We start from the raw sequence: 17,689 nt of genomic DNA on the forward strand, positions 1-17,689 counted from the left end.
CCTCACTCCAACATCGGAATCTGAATCCCATGCTTTTTCGCCGTTTCGACCGCTTTTTCATAACCGGCGTCCACATGGCGCACGATCCCCATACCCGGATCAGAAGTCAATACCCGTTCCAAGCGCCTCGCCGCTTCTTGGCTGCCGTCTGCCACCACCACCATGCCCGCGTGGATGGAATAGCCCATCCCGACACCGCCTCCATGATGGACAGACACCCAGCTTGCCCCGTTGACCGCATTGATCAATGCATTTAGCAACGGCCAATCCGCAATGGCATCACTGCCATCTTTCATCGCTTCGGTTTCGCGGTTGGGAGAGGCCACCGAACCGCAGTCCAAATGATCCCGTCCGATGACAACCGGCGCCTTCAGTTCCCCCGATGCCACCATTTCATTGATGATTCGCCCGAATCGCGCTCTTTCGCCGTAACCCAGCCAGCAAATGCGGGCCGGCAAGCCTTGAAATTGCACCTTTTTGCGGGCCAAATCAATCCAGCGCACCAAAGTGGGCTGGTCCTTGAATTCCCGTTTGATCACTTCATCCGTTTTATAAATGTCTTCCGGGTCGCCGGACAAGGCCACCCAGCGAAACGGGCCTTTTCCTTCACAAAACAGAGGCCGGATAAAAGCCGGGATGAATCCGGGGATGGAAAACGCTTCTTTCACTCCTTCATCGTAAGCGGCCTGCCGGATGTTGTTTCCGTAGTCAAAGGCAACCGCCCCCCGTTCTTTCATCGCCAACATCGCCTTGACGTGTCCGGCGATGCTCGCCTTGGCCCTTTGGATATATTGCTTTGGATCGGTCTTGCGAAGCTGCTCGCATTCCTCCAAAGCCATCCCGGCGGGGTAATACCCGTTCAACAGGTCATGAGCCGAGGTTTGGTCGGTCACCAAATCCGGGATAAACCCCCGTCTCACCATTTCAGGGAGGCATTCGGCCGCATTTCCCATGAGTCCGATGGACAACGGTTCCCCTTTTTGTCTGGCCGCTTCCGCCATGCGAATCGCTTCATCCAGACTGTCCGTTTCCCTGTCGAGATAACCCGTTTGAATTCTCCGCCGGATTCGGGAAGGATCGCATTCGACCGCAATGATCACCCCTTCGTTCATGGTGACGGCAAGCGGTTGCGCGCCTCCCATTCCGCCCAACCCGGCAGTGACCGTGATCGTTCCTTTTAAACTGCCGCCGAAGTGTCTCCTTGCGGCTTCGGCAAACGTTTCATACGTCCCTTGCAAAATCCCCTGGGTTCCGATGTAAATCCAGCTTCCTGCCGTCATTTGCCCGTACATGATCAAGCCTTTTTGTTCCAGATCGCGGAATGTCTCCCAATCAGCCCAGGCCGGAACCAGATTGGAATTGGCCAGCAAGACCCGTGGCGCATCCGGGTGTGACTTGAAAACCGCCACCGGCTTTCCGGATTGAATCAGTAACGTTTCGTCATTTTCCAACGCCTTCAGCGAACACAGGATCGCATCAAAACACTCCCAATTCCGGGCGGCCTTCCCCATTCCTCCGTACACCACCAGCTCTTCGGGACGCTCTGCCACATCCGGATCCAAGTTATTCATCAACATCCGGTAAGCGGCTTCTTGAACCCATCCCTTGGTTCTTAAATCCGTTCCCCGCGGAGCGCGGATCTCTTGCCTCTTTCCATTCACCACGGACGGCTCCTTTCGAAATATTCTTTAAAAACACAATTTTATTTATATTTTACTTTCACCTTATCATGCTTGAAAACCGGGGAGCAAGCCATTCCGTTATCGAGTTAGCTCAGCGCAGAAAACGGACCGAAAGCCCTCTGCCTTTCCTTTCATGTCTTACGGATTTTTGCTATATTGATGAAGAATGCATTTCAAGGAGTGAATATCCATTGAGTATGGTGATTTCCGATTTGGCGGCCGGGAAACTGCACTGGCTGCTTTACCAGGAACAGCAGTCGGAAAACCGTCCGTTGGGAGTGAAAATTGTTTCCCTCACATCCGGGTGCAACAGCCCGATGTATGCCCTCGAGATCACGGAAACGGATCCGGCCTGTGAGCAAGAAAACATTAAAGGCATCCCGTTTATGTGGCAAGCCGGCGAAAAGGAATGGATCCAAGGCTTGAAAATCGATTATGATCCGGTCCGCAGAAAATTTTCTTTGACCCATCAACATCCGCCACGCATGCCCGACTGCCCGATTGCATGAAATAATACAGAGACACCAAAAACAACGGAGAGGGGAATCATGCTGACAAGCAAATGGTTTTGGTTCGGATGGCTGTCCGCCCTTTTTTTCTGCGGGGTGTTTGTCTTCATTCACCTGTGGCAATGGGTTTCCCGCTTTGACCATAAAGATCCGCCGGAAGAACATGCAGAAGTCGGAATCGTGTTGGGAGCGGCATTATGGAATCAACAGCCGAGCCCGGCCCTGAGGGAGCGTTTGGAGCTGGCTTTGCAATTGTACCGGCAAGGGAGAGTGGATTATCTCATTTTATCCGGGGGATTGGGCAACAACGGGATCACAGAAGCGGAAGGTATGAAAAACTACCTGGTGGAACGCGGGGTTTCCCCCGCCCATCTTCTTCTGGAAGACCGTTCCTCCAACACCCGGGAAAACCTGCTGTATTCAGCGCAAATCATCAAGCGGAAGGGGTTTGAGAAGACCACCGTCATCACCCATGACTATCACATGGTACGGGCTTTGAATTATGCCCGGCAAGCCGGTCTCAAAGTGACGGCTTCGCCCGTTCATTCCAAGGTATTATTCCTTCCGTACCACAAAGCGCGTGAATGTCTGGCCTTGATCAAGCAACAAGTATTTAAACACTGACGGAACCCCTAATGATCCGGATTTCCCATCCCGGCCACTTCCTTTCTTAACACCGGATCCGTCAGTTCGATCACGATCCGCTCCGGAGTGGCATCCGGAAGGGCATTTCCGTTTAAAAAGGTGATCATCTTTTTCACATCCCGTTTTAACCGGTCCAAGTGAATTCCCATCCACTCTTTCTCCGGATAAAGCGACAGCTTTTCCAAAGCACCGGAAAGCAATTTTAAAGCTCCGTTCCGGTTGTCGTTTTGCAAATGATACAATCCGACAGCCACTTGGAGCAACCCTTGGTAATAGGGTTCCCTGCCCTCTTCTAGCCACAGCTCTTCCAACACATCGTGGCATACATAGTAGTCACAGACGGTGTTAAAATAATGAAAAAAAGCAATATATAAAGGGGAATAAGGCTCCACGGATTTCACTCCTTTAAAAAACGGCAGAGAGGATGGAGCAAATTTGAATTCTGGCACGCCCAGCAAGGAAAACCTGGAACAACTTGTCGAGGAAATCAAAAGCAACCTGAGATTGGTCAATGCATCCATCATCAGACCGGAAGATTTCGATTTGGATCAATATGAGGATTTGTTGGAAATCCACCGGCTGATCCAAAAAAAAGAAGGCCGGCTGACAATGATGGAAATCGAAGGGATTCTGGAGGAGTTAAGGGAACTCCGGGCAAACGCAAAATGAAGGCAGGGCTTTCCCCCTGCCTTGTTTTTATGTAAATACTTTGGCCAATGGTTCGGGCAATGCAACCGATTTTCTTTTTTTCAGGTCGATCGTGACACTGGTCACTTCCGCATCCGCCACTTTCTCCCTTTGTTCATTATAAATTTCATGCTTGAGCACAAAACTGGTTCTCCCTTTCCGCACCGGCTCTGTGGATATCACCAACTTTTGCCCCAACAACGCTTCCTTCCGGTAGTTAATGTTGATATTGACGGTCACCGTTCCCACTCCCATCTTGGTAAACACATCAAACGGGAGTCCCATTTTGTTGTACCAATCTTCACGGCTCCATTCCATATACTCTAAATATTTCGCATTATTCACATGCCCCATGACATCGATTTCCGTCGGCCGCACTTCGATTTGAATGGAGGTTTTCATCTCTTTCTCCCCTTTTTGAGATCAAAATAACGATTTTTTCTTTGTCTGAAAGGCATTTTTCTTGATGTCATCGATCATCTCCAAAATCTCCAGCCAATATTGGTGATCCTCAACCAACCCGAACTTCCGTGTAAGGTATTCATGATTCCAAACAAATGCACGCAACGTAAATGCGTTGATCACCACGGTCTGTCCCTGACAGGATTCATAAAAACTTTTGTACAAAATGGGTTTCATTTTCAGAAAAGCCGCCTCCATCAACTCATCCTGTGCGGCTCCGCCTTGCCGGACATAAATGCCCGGCCGGATCTTTTTCCACTCTTGCAAGATCCGCTTGTTTAAAAAGCTTTTCTGATATTGGACAAACGCTTTACGTTCCTCTTTCGTCACTTCCCCTTTGCTTCCCGCAATCTGATCCATGATATGGAAGATGGTGTTTAATTGGGGAGGTGACAAATTTTCCGGTTTTCGGTGCCTGACATAAATATTTTGGTGTTTGAGAGAAGGAATCAACTCACCCATTTTCACGGCAATGGTTCCGCGCCAGCCGTTGCAAACCTTCAGAAACAACCGAGCCCATCGATGATACCAATTCATCTGCTTCACCCTTAACCATGCATGAATTGCCAGACCAAAAAAGATTATTTTCAGAAATATTCCCTTCCCATTATAATACGAAAAGCTCCCAAGCAGTTTAAATCACGATTATTTTTAAATTTCCGTCAAATCTCACCAAAAAAATACCCCGTGAAAGAGTCACGGGGCACCGGATCCGAAAGTTTACCGGTTCACCATATGGATGGCATGGCCCAGAACGCCTTCGGCCGCTTCCATGATCGTTTCGGTCAAGGTCGGATGCGCATGAATCGTCAAAGAGAGATCTTCTGCGTTGGCACCCATTTCCACGGCAAAAACGGCTTCCCCGATCAATGTGGAGGCCTCCGGACCGACAATTTGAACGCCCAAAACCTGTTTGGTTTCGGAGTCGGCCACGATTTTGACAAAACCGTCGGCCTGATTCATCGACAAAGCGCGTCCGTTTGCTTGGAAAGCAAAGCGGCTGACCACCGGATCATAGCCTTGTGCTTTGGCTTCTTCTTCCGTCAGGCCGGTGTAAGCAATTTCCGGATCGGAGAAGACGACAAACGGCATGGCTTGATAGTCGATGACGCTGTTCATGCCGGCAATGACTTCTGCAGCCACTTTTCCTTCATAGCTGGCTTTGTGGGCCAACAGCGCGCCGCCGGCGCAATCCCCGATGGCATAGATGTGGTCCACATTGGTGCGGCATTGATTGTCGATTTTGATAAAGCCGCGCTCATCCAGTTCCACTTGGGCATATTCCAATCCCAATTCGTCGGTGTTCGGTTTCCGGCCGATCGCAACCAGGCAATAGTCTGCGGTATATGTTTTTTCTTCCCCGCCGACCGTGGCTTTGATTTCCACTTCTTCGCCTTTGTTTTCGCCGCCTTGAACCATGGCTTCCGTCACAACGTTGACGCCCAGTTGTTTCAAGCGGCGCATCACCATTTTCGTCAATGCCGGATCGCTTCCGGGGAGAATGGATTCGGCTCCTTCCAAAATGGTGACTTCGGCACCCAGTTTTGCATAAGCGGTACCCAATTCCAGACCGATGTAACCGCCGCCCACGACCACCAAACGTCCGGGAACTTCTTGCAATTGCAGCGCTTCGGTGGAAGAGAGGATCCGTTTTCCGTCAAACCGGAGAATCGGCAGTTCAGCCGGGCGGGATCCCGTTGCAATAATCACATCGTTAAATTTATAAGTCTGGCTGGAATCGTCCGTGACAACGCGGACCGAATCGGTGCCGTTAAAATATGCTTCTCCGCTGATGATCTCCACTTTGTTTCCTTGCAACAGAGATTTCACACCACCGGTCAACTTTTTCACAACGCCGTCTTTCCATTTCATAAGTTCCGGCATGTTCACTTTGACGTCCCCGGAAACTTCGATCCCCATCTGATCCACTTCTTTGATGGACAGGAAACGTTCAGAGGCCGTGATCAAAGCTTTGGACGGAATACAACCGCGGTTCAAGCACACGCCACCCAAAGCATCTTTATCGACAATGGTCACTTTGCGGCCCAGTTGTGCAGCACGAATGGCTGCCACGTATCCTCCCGGACCGGCTCCGATCACCAGAACATCGACTTCTTGTGCAAGATCTCCCACTACCATATCAGCTCATCTCCATCATTAAGAGTTTTGGATTTTCCATCAACTGTTTGAACCGACGCATAAATTGTGCAGCCAAATCGCCATCCACCAAACGATGGTCAAAGCTCAAAGATGCAAACATTTGCGGGCGGATGACAATCTCTCCGTCACGAACCACCGGTTTTTCCTGGATGGTTCCAACGCCCAAGATGGCCACCTCCGGATAGTTGATGATCGGGGTGAAGAATTGCGCCCCGTATCCGCCGAGGTTGGAAATGGTAAAGGTGCTGCCTTTCAACTCGCTGGGATCCAGTTTCATTTCGCGTGCTTTGGTTGCTTTTTCGGTGATTTCCTGAGCGAGTTCGAAAAGCGATTTGCGATCGGCATCTTCAATAACCGGTACCATCAAACCATGGTCGGTCGCGGTGGCCAGACCGATGTTGTAGTATTTTTTGATGACAATCTCTTCTCTTTCTTCATCGATGGACGCGTTCAGTTCCGGGAACTCACGCAATGCAGCGATGGCCGCTTTGATCATGAACGGCAGGTAGGTCAATTTGATTCCGCGTTCTTGCGCCACTTCTTTTCCCCACTTGCGGATGGCCATCAATTCCGTTGCATCGATTTCGTCCATCAAGGTGACATGAGGAGCGGTGTGTTTGCTTTCCACCATGCGTTTGGCAATGGTGCGACGGATACCGCGAAGCGGAATGCGTTCTTCGTTTCCTCTGGTTTCCACCGGTGTTTTTGCCTCCACGGTTTTCTCTTGAACCGGTTTCGTTTCCGGTTGGGCTGCCGCTTCAGCTTGCCCGCCTTCTGCAAAACGTCTGACATCTTCGGCCAAAATCCGGCCATGTTTTCCGGTGCCGGTTACTTGGGTGATGTCGACTCCCAGTTCACGCGCCAATTTGCGGACAGACGGCATCGCCGAAACATTCCGTTTGTTGCCTGTTTGCTCCGGAGCCGCTTTTTTCTCCTCTTTGGTTTCCTGAGCCGGTGCTGCCGCCTCTTCAGCCGCGCTTTCTTCTGCCGCCGCTTCTTCTTCAAAATCTCCTTCTGCATCGATGATGGCAATCACCGAGTCAACCAGCACCACATCCCCTTCTTTGACTTTGATCTCTTTGATCGTTCCCGTTACCGGGGAGGGGATTTCGACTACGGCTTTATCGGTTTGAACTTCGGCAAAAATGTCAAATTCCTGGATGGTGTCTCCTTCTTTGGCATGCAGTGCCACGATTTCGCCTTCATGAATTCCTTCGCCCACATCCGGCAGTTTAAATTGATATGCTGCCACGAAAATAGCCTCCTTTTCTGATTTCATGTTTAAGAAAGGACGCGGTGATGTCGAAACCACCGCATCCATCCGTTATGTGTCTTTCCGGCACTCTGTTTCACAATCAGAAGTCAAGCACTTCGTTAATGCCTTGCACCACGCGTTTGACATCCGGAATCCATTGGTCTTCAATCATCGGGAATGCGATGACGGTATCCGGAGGAGCAATCCGTTTGACGGGTGCTTCCAGTTTCAAGATGGCATGTTCATTGATTTGGGCAATCACTTCAGCCGCAATTCCGGAAGATCTTTGCGCTTCCTGCACCACCACGGCGCGTCCCGTTTTTTCCACCGATTGGATGATGGTTTCGGTATCCAGCGGGCTGAGCGTGCGAAGGTCGATCACTTCCACTTTGGCTCCGCGTTCTTTTTCCAATTGCTCTGCCGCTTTCAAGGATGTATGAACCATGGCACCGTACGTGATCACCGTGACATCGGAACCTTCCCGAACCACGTTGGCTTTGCCGATCGGAACGGTGTATTCCCCTTCCGGAACATCTGCTTTTTGCGAGAAGTAAAGTTTCAAGTGTTCCAGGAAGAATACCGGGTCATTGTCCCGGATGGCCGAAATCATCAACCCTTTGGCATCATACGGATTGGAAGGCATCACCACTTTCAATCCCGGTGTTTGGGTGAGCAATCCTTCCAACGGGTCCCCGTGAAGTTCCGGCGGTTTCACTCCTCCGCCAAGCGGTGCGCGGAACACGATCGGGGCATGGAAACGGCCGCCGGTCCGGTAACGCAAGCGGGGAGCTTGTACACAAATCGAATCCATGGCTTCAAAGATAAAACCGATAAATTGGATTTCAGCAACCGGACGGAATCCTTGGCTGGCAAGACCGACTGCCAAACCACCGATTCCGGATTCGGCAAGCGGAGTATCAAAAACGCGGTCTTCCCCGAATTCTTTTTGCAGTCCGTCACTGACACGGAACACACCGCCGTTTTTCCCCACGTCTTCCCCAAACAAGAGGACGTTCGGGTCCCGTTTCAACTCGACACGAAGTGCATCATTAATCGCTTTTACCATTGTCATTTGTGGCATGGCTTATTTCCCCTCCTTTGTATATTCCGCTTTTTGTCTTTCAAGGTTCGGAGGCGTGACTTCGAACATGGAGTCAATCAAACCAGGAATGGTCATTTTCTCATATTTGTCCGCTTTTTTAATCTCTTCGGATACGGTTTGTTTTGCTTCTTCAATCACTTGATTTTCGTCTTCTTCCGTCCACAAACCTTTGGATTGTAAGTATTTGCGGAAACGAACCAACGGTTCGATTTTTTCATATTGTCCCGGCTCATCTTCCGGACGGTAACGGGACGGATCGTCACCGGACATGGAGTGTGCTCCGAGACGGTAGTTAATGGCTTCGATCAAGGTCGGTCCTTCACCGTTGCGGGCACGATCGGCAGCATCTTTCACCACCCGGTACACGGCCAAAACGTCCATTCCGTCCACTTGCACGCTGCGAATACCCGCAGCCACCCCTTTTTGCGCGACGGATTTTGCCGCTGTTTGTTTGCGGAACGGTGTGGAGATGGCATAACCGTTATTTTGCACGACAAATACGGCAGGCAATTGATAAGCGCCGGCAAAGTTCATTGCTTCATAGAAATCCCCTTGGGAACTTCCCCCGTCACCGGTGAAGGTGATGGCAACGCGTTTTTCCCCGCGGCGTTTAAACGCCATGGCCACACCGGATGTTTGCACATATTGCGCCCCGATAATGATTTGGGGAACCAAGACGTTCACGCCTTCCGGAATTTCCCCGCCGTGCTGATGACCGCGGGACCACAGGAATCCTTGGTACATCGGATAGCCATGCCAGTAAATTTGCGGAATATCCCGGTATCCCGGCAAGATAAAGTCTTCTTTATTCAAAGCGTATTCGCTTCCGATCATCGTGGCTTCCTGCCCGGAAACAGGCGCGTAGAAACCCAGACGTCCTTGGCGGGCGAGGCTGACTGCACGCTGATCCCATGTACGGGTAAAGACCATTCTTCTCATTAATTCTCTCAGCTGTTCATCGCTTAACTCCGGCATTTGTTCTTCGTTGATCACTTCCCCATCCGGAGAAAGGGTGGCAAACGGCTCTAACGGTTTCAGGCTGACTTCCGATTTGCCAAAGACGGCAGCTTGTTTTGTTTTTGCCATGATTCATTCACCTCTTTGAATTAGTCTCAAAAAACCAATCAGTGAAAGCGTTTCACTGTTACACCCATTTTTTTATTCTGTTTTATAACAATAAAAATAAACAAGGGAAAGCAATTGATTTTATTAACTTTTGTGCTTTGAAACAAATGGCCTTTCCTCAATAATACAACTCACAGCAAATTTGTCAATCGCTCCAGAGCATCATTTTGTACTTTCCTTATCTTACCCATTGGCAAACACGCTCCATGCACAATCCGGGAATCATCACCTGTTCATCAAAAAAACAATTGATGAAATTAAATATTTAAGAAATTAATTCCTTTATAATTAAATTAAAAAATGGTACATTTTATAGAAGGATTTTTGTTTCCCCGCATGATTATCCATTTAATTTTTAAATGAAGAGGTGACGTTTCATGTGCACATTTTTGGAAGCGGACCCGCCCATCAGCCAAGCCTCTTGATCACACAGAAATCACGGCAATTCATCTCAGCCCGTCATATATACATACAAAAAACAACACCAAAAGGCCTGGAAATGGATCCAGGCCTTTTAGTGTTCCGAAAATCGCGGCATGACATTTTCCCATTTCGGGGGAACCGGTTCCGAAAAACGGAATTCCCCGGCCCGCCCTGCTTCCGGTGCCCATGCATGCCTTTGATCCAGTGACACTTCTATTTTGCTGATCCGCAAATGATCCACTTGTTTCACCCGGAACAACAAATGGGAAAAGGCGACTTGATCTCCGACTTCCGGCGCTTTCTCCAACCGGGAGAAAAGCCATCCGCCGATGGTGTCATTGTGATCGTCCTGAATATGACAATGAAAAACCTGATTCACCTCGTCAATCAACCATCCCGGGTCGATCTCCATCTTGATGGAATCAGACAGCGGTTGCTTTTCTTCGGGCAACGGACGGGGAATCTCTTTCAGCATCTCATTCACAATGTCTTCCATCGTGACCAGCCCGGAGGTTCCGCCGAATTCGTCGATGACCACTGCCAGCCCGGTGTTCTCCTGCCGAAAACGGCGAAGCACGGCTTTGAGCTCCATCGTCTCGGGCACAAACATCGCCGGACGAACCAAATCCCTGATGGAAAAACCATCGCCTTCCCTCATCTTTTCAAACACGTCTTTGATATGGATCACGCCGAGAATCTCATCTTTGTCTTTCCCGCAATAAGGAAACCACGTGTGGCTTGACTGTCGGATGGTCTGAAACATCTCCCGTTCCGATTTCCCTTGATACAGGCAAACCATTTCCACCCGGGGAACCATCACTTCCCTCACGACACGGTCAACCAATGCAAAGACATTATCCACCAGGGCAAAAGCAGTTGGATCGATCTCCCCATGTTGATAGCTTTGCTCCAGCGACCGGCGGATCTCTTTTTCCGATTGAACCCTTTGTTCACCGGCATCCATCCCCAGTTTCCGCGAGAGGAAAACGGTCAATTGCCGCAAAATTTGGACAACCGGACGAAAAACATGGTAACAGCCAAGCACCCACGGCGTCAAAAAACGCATCACATTTTCCGGTTTGGAAAGGGCAAAAAGCTTCGGCAAGATCTCGCCAAAAACCGCGTGCAACAATGTCAACAACAAAAAGACCAAGAAAAAAGCAATGATTTGAACGGCTCCGTCCGACAGGCCGAAACGGTTCAGCCCGGATTCCATCCATTGAAACAAAAAAGATCCGCCCATCCATCCCAAACCGAGCGAGGATACCGTTATCCCGAGTTGCGCGGCAGAAACATATTGGTGGATATCCAACCTTTTCAACGACATTTCCAGCCTCTTCTTTGCCGGCGTATGACGCACCATAAGCTCTGCTGCAACAAAAACGGAATTAAACAGCACCAATAAAAGAACGACTCCAAGCACCCACCAACTGTCAGGATCTTCCAATTGTCAATGCCCCCTAAAGCGTTCTCGTTCTTATTATAGCAAAAAAACTCTTCATGAGACCGTATTCCGGCCCACAAAGAGTTTTCCCCTCTATACCACCGCTTCGATGCCGGCCCAGGTTTGAATCGCGTAGGCCACCCCGTGTTCATCATTGGTGCGAGTGACATAACGGCAGGCTTTTTTCACTTCTTCCTCCGCATTTCCCATCGCCACGCTGACACCGGCCCGTTTCATCATGGAAAGATCATTGAATTGATCGCCCAGGACCATGACTTGTTCCATCGGAATCCCGTGCTGCCGGGCAAAAAACTCCACCGCGATCCCTTTTTGCGCTTCGGGATGATTGATTTCGATGTTTTGCCCGTTCGAGCTGGTCACACAAACCCCGGCAACCGATTTCGCCTTTTCGCGGGCTTCGGCCAATTTTTCTTCCATCAACGAATAAGCCAAGACTTTATAGACGGGGGATTTCGCTTCCTCCATCACATCTTCATAATACCGGTCGCAAATCTCCGTCGTGCGAAATTGTTTCTTGGCCAAATCCCGGATCCATTCCTGAACCTTTGCACGATCGATCTGAAGCCGGTCCAGCTCCCCTTTCAGATTTTGAAATCCGTCGCGATTGCAGTAAATTCCGCCAGAGGTGTATAATTCATGATAAATCCCCACTTCCCGTAAGGCTTCATGCAGCTTCCGGACCTGATTTGCATCCAGAGAGATCTCCCGGAGAATTTCCCCTTTTTCCGACCGGATGCAAGCGCCGTTCAAATGAATCAAAGGCAACCGGAGACCGGCTTCCTCAAGAACCTTGACGGCGCCTTGGTATGAACGCCCGGTTGCAATGACCACCAAAATTCCTTTTTCGCGGGCCAATCGCAACGCCTTTTGATTTTCCGGACTGATCTTCCCTTCGTGATTCAATAACGTCCCATCCATGTCTGTTGCAATCATTCGAACCATGTTCCCCACTCCTTCCCGATGCTGACAAATCATTTCTTACCCCAACCAGCCATCCCTTAACCATCCTGAACCAAATCATGTATAATGGTCAATGGAATTTGACAGCAGACAAACACAAGGATGATACCATGAAAAACCATGAATCTAACACCCCTTTCTTTTGGGGCGAGAAACGATATCACACATGGAACCACCATCTGCGCCGGGTTTTCGGACAAAAAGTGTTTAAGGTGGCCTTGGACGGCGGATTTACTTGTCCCAACCGGGACGGAACCGTGGCTGTCGGCGGATGCACGTTTTGCAGTGCACGCGGCTCCGGGGACTTTGCCGGAAACCGGCGGGATGATTTATTAAAGCAATTTCACGAAGTCAAAACGCGGATGCATCAAAAATGGCCGGAAGCCAAATACCTCGGCTATTTTCAGGCCTTCACCAACACCTATGCCCCCGTGGAAACATTGAGGAACATGTATGAAATCATATTAAAACAACCAGGTGTTGTCGGCTTAAACATCGCAACACGACCGGACTGCCTGCCGGATGACGTGACGGCGTATCTGAAAGAACTCAACGAACGGACTTATTTGTGGGTGGAGTTGGGGTTGCAAACCATCCATGATGAAACGGCCAAACGGATCAACCGCGGGCATGACTTCTCCTGTTTCCTGGAAGCCGTGGATAAACTGAGGCAACACGGAATCCGTGTCTGTGCCCATATCATTCACGGCCTGCCGGGCGAAACCGAAGAAATGATGCTGGAAACCGTCAAAGCTTGTGCTGGCATGGACATCCAAGGAATCAAAATCCATTTGCTGCATGTATTAAAAAATACGCCGATGGCGAAGCAACATGAAGCCGGGCTTATCCGGTTTTTGGAAAAAGATCAATATGTACGTTTGATCGCCGATTCCCTGGAACTTCTCCCTCCCGACATCGTCATTCACCGGTTGACGGGCGACGGTCCCCCGGACTTATTGATCGGACCGATGTGGAGCACCAACAAATGGAGTGTGCTCAATGCCATCGATGCCGAATTGAAAAGGCGCAACGCATGGCAGGGAAAAAAAGCCAAACCGCGCAAGCCGATGACGGCTTCCGCATCCAAGTCAGGAGGAAAAGCATGATTGTTCCATCCATCTTGCAAAGTGCCCACCAATGGGCGTCCGAAGTATTAACCCCCGGCGGGGCGGCCATCGATGCCACAACGGGAAACGGCCATGACACCTTGTTTTTGGCCAGGCAAGTCGGGCCGGACGGACATGTCTTCGGCTTTGATATTCAAGAGCAAGCCATCCAAAACACCCGCCGGCGGCTCTTGGCGGAAAACGCGCATCATCAAGTCACATTGTTCCAAAAAAGCCATGATCAAATGTATGAAGTGTTGCCGGAAGAACTCTTGGGAAAGGTCCAGGTCGTGATGTTTAATCTGGGCTATCTCCCGCACGGGGACAAAACGATCATCACCCGGCCCGACACCACCGTCAGGGCCATGCAACAGGCCCTCCGATTTTTAACATCCGGCGGACTTTTGATCGCGGCTTTGTACACCGGCCATCCGGGCGGAAAGGAAGAAGCCGGCAGCGTCATTGCGTGGGCTTCCGGCTTGTCCCCCCGTTCTTTCCAAGTCATGTGGCAACAGATGGTCAACCGGGACCGGTCCCCTTCATTGCTGATGATCGAAAAACGTTCATAAAAAGACGGATCCCCGCGGCGATCCGTCTTTTATAATAAAAACATCTTCCCGGCTTCCTGGAAGATGTTTGATGGCTGATTTATGAAACATTATCGGTTTTTTCTTTGCTTGGCTGCAAGGGCACTCAGTCGTTCTTCGCTGCTTTTCATCCATTTTTTCATCATGTCTTCGAAGTCCGTCGAACTTCTCCGACCGGAACGTCCTCCTCTTCGATCCCGCGGACGATCCGCCTGGAGCGCTTTTATTGACAAGGAAATTTTTCCTGAAGGATCAATGGAAAGCACTTTCGCTTTAACTTTTGCACCTACTTGCAACTCATCTTCAACTTTTTCCACATATTTTGTCGAGATTTGAGAAATGTGAACCAAACCCGTTTCACCGGATTCCAGTTTGACAAATGCGCCGAACGGTTTGGTGGTAATCACTTCCCCTTCTACGACGGCCCCTTCCTTTAACACGCTCATTATAACACTCCCGAAGTGTAATTAATTCTGTACAAAAATACCATTTATTTTCGTAAAAGTCAATGGGTAAAAATGTCTCCGCACCCGATGATGCGCTTATTTTATTTATCTCCTTGTTTCCACGGTTCCAAACCCTTGCCTTTAAAATATACACCAAGACATGGCAAAATATGCCCTTGATTTCCCACCTGTTTCTTAGTTTAATATTTTTCTTATAAGGGAATTTGAAAGGATATGTGATTGTATAATCCCTTTCTGATTCTGTTGGACAAATCTGAGGCGGGGATGAAGCGGCGACATCCTCCGTGAACAACCCGTGCCGCGCAGAATTTATCGTTGGGAGGCTATTTTTGTGCAGCATTCGGTGAATGACGTGAAAATCATTGAGGAAAAGGCTAAGAAAGATCAGGCGGAAGAAAGAAAAGCGATCCGGGTGGTTCGGGAAGCAACCAAACATTTAAAAAACGAAAACAATCATCATTTAAAATAAACCTTTCCCAGCCAAATCCATCTCAGAAAAGGGGAACCCCTGCACCGGGTTCTTCTTTTTTTATTCCTTTCCAAAAAAATGAATGATCCTATTCACCTTATCCGGGCAATTATGTTATACTAATCGATGATTTAATATATCACAATCGATTCGGAATCTCATAAAAAGGTGGATGTAAACATGAGCATGGTTATCCCGACGAAAAATGAACCTTCTCTTCACCTCGGGGGAAAATTGCACATCAACCTCCCTGTCAGCCAATTGGTGGAACACGCCATCTTGAGAAACGAAGCCGTTTTGACGGAATCCGGCGCCATTTGCGCAACCACAGGGGCTTTTACCGGACGTTCACCCAAAGACAAATTCATCGTTCAGGAACCTTCCGTCGCTGAACACATCGACTGGGGAAGCGTTAATCAACCCATGGAACCGGAGAAGTTTGAACGTTTATTAAAACGGTTACAATCCTATCTGGCAGAAAAAGAACTCTACATTTTTGACGGTTTTGCCGGCGCAGACCCTGCTTACCGCCTGCCGATCCGGGTCATCAATGAGTATGCTTGGCAAAACCTGTTCGTACATCAGCTTTTCATTCGCCCTTCAAAAGAAGAACTGGAAGCGCACGATCCGGAATTCACCGTGATTTGTGCCCCGGACTTCAAAGCCGACCCGAAATCGGACGGAACCCGGTCCGAAACGGTGATTGCCGTCAGCTTTGAGCACAAAATGGTGCTCATTGCGGGAACCCGTTATGCAGGGGAAATGAAAAAATCCATCTTCAGTGTCATGAATTACCTGTTGCCGGAACGCGGTGTGCTGCCGATGCATTGTTCGGCAAACATCGGGAAGGAAGGAGATGTGGCCCTCTTTTTCGGACTGTCGGGAACCGGAAAAACAACGTTGTCCGCAGACCCTGAACGCTCGTTGATCGGAGATGACGAGCACGGCTGGTCCGATAAAGGGGTGTTTAACATGGAAGGCGGTTGCTATGCCAAATGCATCGGCCTGACCGAAGAAAAAGAGCCGCAAATCTACCGTGCCATCCGCTTTGGCTCCGTATTGGAAAATGTCGTGGTGGATCAAGACGGCGTTCCCGATTACGCGGACGCTTCGTTAACCGAAAACACGCGCGCCGCTTATCCCATTCATCATATTTCCGGATCGGTCATTCCGGGGATCGCCGGACACCCGAAAGTCATTCTCTTTTTGACAGCGGATGCTTTCGGCGTATTGCCCCCGATTTCCAAGTTGACGCCGGAGCAAGCCATGTATCATTTCTTGTCCGGCTATACGAGCAAGCTGGCCGGAACCGAACGGGGAGTCACGGAGCCGGAAGCCACTTTTTCCACATGTTTCGGTGCCCCGTTCCTGCCCCGCCCCGCATCGGTTTACGCGGAAATGTTGGGCGAAAAAATTGACAAACACCAAGTCGATGTTTACCTGGTCAACACCGGCTGGACCGGCGGGCCTTACGGGACCGGCAAACGCATGGATTTGAAATATACGCGCGCCATGGTCCGTGCCGCCATTTCCGGGGAACTGAAAGAAGCGGATTATGAAACGGATCCCGTTTTTGGTTTGTCCATGCCCAAAACTTGCCCGGACGTCCCGGATGAAATATTGAATCCGCGCAACACCTGGGACGATCCCAAAGCTTATGACGAAAAGGCACAGGAACTGGCCCGTCGGTTCCACACCCATTTCGCTAAATTTAAACATATCAAGGATGAAATCCGCAACGCCGGCCCCCGGCTCTGAACTTTTCTTTTAAAAACAGCTCTTATTTTTCAAGAGCTGTTTTTTATTAACAAAAACGCTTATTTTATATTTTTTGATATCCTGTTATCTATTGAAATCAATGTAATCTATTGGTATGATCAGCAAAGATGAAGCTTGGACGAAAGAAAGGAAGCTCAGTCATGTCAACAAAACCTGTCATTATCGGAGTTGCAGGAGGAACCGGTTCAGGAAAAACGACCATTGCCAAAAAACTGGTGGAACAGTTTTCGGAATCAGTGGTTTATCTGGAACAAGATTCTTATTATAAAGATCAATCCCATTTACCTTTTGAAGAACGCATCAAAACCAATTACGACCATCCTTTGGCCTTTGACAACGATTTGTTGTATCAACATCTCCTTCAGCTGAAAACCTACCAACCGGTTCAAAAACCCGTTTATGATTATGCACGGCATACCCGGGCAAAAGAATCCGTACATCTCGAACCCAAAGATGTCATCATCTTGGAAGGCATTTTGATTTTGGAAGATGAACGTTTGCGCAATCTGATGGATATCAAAATTTTTGTTGACACGGATGCGGATGTCCGGATTTTAAGAAGAATTGACCGCGACATCAAAGAAAGAGGAAGAGATCTGGATTCGGTGATCAACCAGTATCTGACCGTTGTGCGTCCGATGCACATGCAATTCATCGAACCGAGCAAACGTTATGCCGACATCATCATTCCTGAAGGAGGGCACAATCAGGTGGCCATCAATCTTTTGGTCAATCAAATCCGGACTTATTTGCAAAAGACTCCTTCCTTTTCCAATAAAAAAGCCTAGATCGCTTACACGACCTAG

The 17,689-nt window shown here is 49.3% G+C and carries 19 protein-coding genes; 8 read left to right on the top strand and 11 right to left on the bottom strand.

Annotated elements, in window-relative coordinates:
- Positions 1–2: 2 nt before the first annotated feature.
- Positions 3–1,661, bottom strand: coding sequence for a urocanate hydratase (gene hutU, locus I8U21_RS10305; RefSeq protein WP_198053849.1), 1,659 nt, complete (start codon positions 1,659–1,661; stop codon positions 3–5).
- A 212-nt stretch (positions 1,662–1,873) separates the two neighbouring features.
- On the opposite strand from hutU, the gene I8U21_RS10310 reads away from it, so the two are divergent.
- A complete protein-coding gene (locus I8U21_RS10310) occupies positions 1,874–2,191 on the top strand; it encodes a hypothetical protein (protein ID WP_198053850.1) in 318 nt (105 codons plus the stop codon).
- 39 nt (positions 2,192–2,230) lie between these two features.
- Positions 2,231–2,815 (top strand): YdcF family protein, encoded by a 585-nt coding sequence (locus I8U21_RS10315; protein ID WP_198053851.1) that lies wholly within the window; start codon positions 2,231–2,233, stop codon positions 2,813–2,815.
- Positions 2,816–2,823: 8 nt separating this feature from the next.
- On the opposite strand, the gene I8U21_RS10320 is transcribed toward I8U21_RS10315, so the two are convergent.
- The gene (locus I8U21_RS10320) at positions 2,824–3,228 is read right to left on the bottom strand and encodes a DUF309 domain-containing protein (protein WP_370527067.1); all 405 of its coding nucleotides are present in this window, start codon (positions 3,226–3,228) and stop codon (positions 2,824–2,826) included.
- 43 nt (positions 3,229–3,271) lie between these two features.
- Between I8U21_RS10320 and I8U21_RS10325 the strand changes: the two genes are divergently transcribed.
- Positions 3,272–3,505: a DUF1128 domain-containing protein gene (locus tag I8U21_RS10325; RefSeq protein ID WP_181731579.1), complete on the top strand. Its 234-nt coding sequence runs from the start codon at positions 3,272–3,274 to the stop codon at positions 3,503–3,505.
- Positions 3,506–3,532: 27 nt separating this feature from the next.
- Here the strand turns inward: I8U21_RS10325 and I8U21_RS10330 are convergent, their stop codons facing one another.
- The 8 genes from I8U21_RS10330 to I8U21_RS10365 all read right to left on the bottom strand — a co-directional run bounded on the left by I8U21_RS10330 (position 3,533) and on the right by I8U21_RS10365 (position 12,457).
- A complete protein-coding gene (locus tag I8U21_RS10330; RefSeq protein ID WP_198053853.1) occupies positions 3,533–3,925 on the bottom strand; it encodes an acyl-CoA thioesterase in 393 nt (130 codons plus the stop codon).
- A 21-nt stretch (positions 3,926–3,946) separates the two neighbouring features.
- Positions 3,947–4,522, bottom strand: a complete 576-nt coding sequence (locus I8U21_RS10335; RefSeq protein WP_181731577.1) for a hypothetical protein — start codon at positions 4,520–4,522, stop codon at positions 3,947–3,949.
- A gap of 183 nt (positions 4,523–4,705) precedes the next feature.
- Complete coding sequence (lpdA, locus tag I8U21_RS10340; protein WP_198053854.1) at positions 4,706–6,124, bottom strand: dihydrolipoyl dehydrogenase; 1,419 nt, start codon at positions 6,122–6,124, stop codon at positions 4,706–4,708.
- A 1-nt stretch (position 6,125) separates the two neighbouring features.
- Entirely contained in the window at positions 6,126–7,397 is a 1,272-nt protein-coding gene (locus I8U21_RS10345; RefSeq protein WP_370527068.1) for a dihydrolipoamide acetyltransferase family protein, read from the bottom strand.
- 103 nt (positions 7,398–7,500) lie between these two features.
- A complete protein-coding gene (locus I8U21_RS10350; protein WP_181731575.1) occupies positions 7,501–8,481 on the bottom strand; it encodes an alpha-ketoacid dehydrogenase subunit beta in 981 nt (326 codons plus the stop codon).
- 3 nt (positions 8,482–8,484) lie between these two features.
- Complete coding sequence (pdhA, locus tag I8U21_RS10355; RefSeq protein ID WP_198053855.1) at positions 8,485–9,588, bottom strand: pyruvate dehydrogenase (acetyl-transferring) E1 component subunit alpha; 1,104 nt, start codon at positions 9,586–9,588, stop codon at positions 8,485–8,487.
- Between the two features lie 553 nt (positions 9,589–10,141).
- The gene (locus I8U21_RS10360; protein ID WP_198053856.1) at positions 10,142–11,497 is read right to left on the bottom strand and encodes a hemolysin family protein; all 1,356 of its coding nucleotides are present in this window, start codon (positions 11,495–11,497) and stop codon (positions 10,142–10,144) included.
- 90 nt (positions 11,498–11,587) lie between these two features.
- Positions 11,588–12,457: a Cof-type HAD-IIB family hydrolase gene (locus tag I8U21_RS10365; RefSeq protein WP_181731572.1), complete on the bottom strand. Its 870-nt coding sequence runs from the start codon at positions 12,455–12,457 to the stop codon at positions 11,588–11,590.
- A gap of 128 nt (positions 12,458–12,585) precedes the next feature.
- Here I8U21_RS10365 and mnmL point away from each other — a divergent pair, with 128 nt between their 5' ends.
- Positions 12,586–13,581 (top strand): tRNA modification radical SAM protein MnmL/YtqA, encoded by a 996-nt coding sequence (mnmL, locus tag I8U21_RS10370; protein ID WP_198053857.1) that lies wholly within the window; start codon positions 12,586–12,588, stop codon positions 13,579–13,581.
- Positions 13,578–14,150 (top strand): tRNA 5-(aminomethyl)-2-thiouridylate-methyltransferase MnmM, encoded by a 573-nt coding sequence (gene mnmM, locus I8U21_RS10375; RefSeq protein WP_198053858.1) that lies wholly within the window; start codon positions 13,578–13,580, stop codon positions 14,148–14,150. Before mnmL ends, mnmM begins: the two co-directional genes overlap by 4 nt.
- 89 nt (positions 14,151–14,239) lie before the next feature.
- Here the strand turns inward: mnmM and I8U21_RS10380 are convergent, their stop codons facing one another.
- Entirely contained in the window at positions 14,240–14,614 is a 375-nt protein-coding gene (locus I8U21_RS10380; protein WP_181731569.1) for a S1 RNA-binding domain-containing protein, read from the bottom strand.
- A 352-nt stretch (positions 14,615–14,966) separates the two neighbouring features.
- Between I8U21_RS10380 and I8U21_RS10385 the strand changes: the two genes are divergently transcribed.
- The 3 genes from I8U21_RS10385 (at position 14,967) to udk (ending at position 17,671) form a co-directional block, all read left to right on the top strand.
- Positions 14,967–15,104, top strand: coding sequence for a hypothetical protein (locus tag I8U21_RS10385; RefSeq protein WP_198053859.1), 138 nt, complete (start codon positions 14,967–14,969; stop codon positions 15,102–15,104).
- Positions 15,105–15,284: 180 nt separating this feature from the next.
- Positions 15,285–16,862 carry a phosphoenolpyruvate carboxykinase (ATP) gene (pckA, locus tag I8U21_RS10390; protein WP_198053860.1) on the top strand — a complete coding sequence of 526 codons (1,578 nt, stop codon included), beginning with the start codon at positions 15,285–15,287 and terminating at the stop codon, positions 16,860–16,862.
- 128 nt (positions 16,863–16,990) lie between these two features.
- Entirely contained in the window at positions 16,991–17,671 is a 681-nt protein-coding gene (udk, locus tag I8U21_RS10395) for a uridine kinase (RefSeq protein ID WP_181731566.1), read from the top strand.
- Positions 17,672–17,689: the final 18 nt, after the last annotated feature.

It is taken from the genome of Thermoactinomyces sp. CICC 23799 (genome assembly GCF_016055145.1).
GTDB classification, from domain to species: Bacteria; Bacillota; Bacilli; order Thermoactinomycetales; family Thermoactinomycetaceae; genus Thermoactinomyces; species Thermoactinomyces intermedius.

Bases quoted from the DNA above. Each gene is read 5' to 3' on its own strand.
- I8U21_RS10315 (WP_198053851.1), top strand. From the start codon at position 2,231: ATGCTGACAAGCAAATGGTTTTGGTTCGGATGGCTGTCCGCCCTTTTT.
- I8U21_RS10330 (WP_198053853.1), bottom strand. From the start codon at position 3,925: ATGAAAACCTCCATTCAAATCGAAGTGCGGCCGACGGAAATCGATGTC.
- I8U21_RS10335 (WP_181731577.1), bottom strand. From the start codon at position 4,522: ATGAATTGGTATCATCGATGGGCTCGGTTGTTTCTGAAGGTTTGCAAC.
- lpdA (WP_198053854.1), bottom strand. From the start codon at position 6,124: ATGGTAGTGGGAGATCTTGCACAAGAAGTCGATGTTCTGGTGATCGGA.
- I8U21_RS10350 (WP_181731575.1), bottom strand. From the start codon at position 8,481: ATGCCACAAATGACAATGGTAAAAGCGATTAATGATGCACTTCGTGTC.
- pdhA (WP_198053855.1), bottom strand. From the start codon at position 9,588: ATGGCAAAAACAAAACAAGCTGCCGTCTTTGGCAAATCGGAAGTCAGC.
- I8U21_RS10365 (WP_181731572.1), bottom strand. From the start codon at position 12,457: ATGGTTCGAATGATTGCAACAGACATGGATGGGACGTTATTGAATCAC.
- mnmL (WP_198053857.1), top strand. From the start codon at position 12,586: ATGAAAAACCATGAATCTAACACCCCTTTCTTTTGGGGCGAGAAACGA.
- mnmM (WP_198053858.1), top strand. From the start codon at position 13,578: ATGATTGTTCCATCCATCTTGCAAAGTGCCCACCAATGGGCGTCCGAA.
- I8U21_RS10380 (WP_181731569.1), bottom strand. From the start codon at position 14,614: ATGAGCGTGTTAAAGGAAGGGGCCGTCGTAGAAGGGGAAGTGATTACC.
- pckA (WP_198053860.1), top strand. From the start codon at position 15,285: ATGAGCATGGTTATCCCGACGAAAAATGAACCTTCTCTTCACCTCGGG.
- udk (WP_181731566.1), top strand. From the start codon at position 16,991: ATGAAGCTTGGACGAAAGAAAGGAAGCTCAGTCATGTCAACAAAACCT.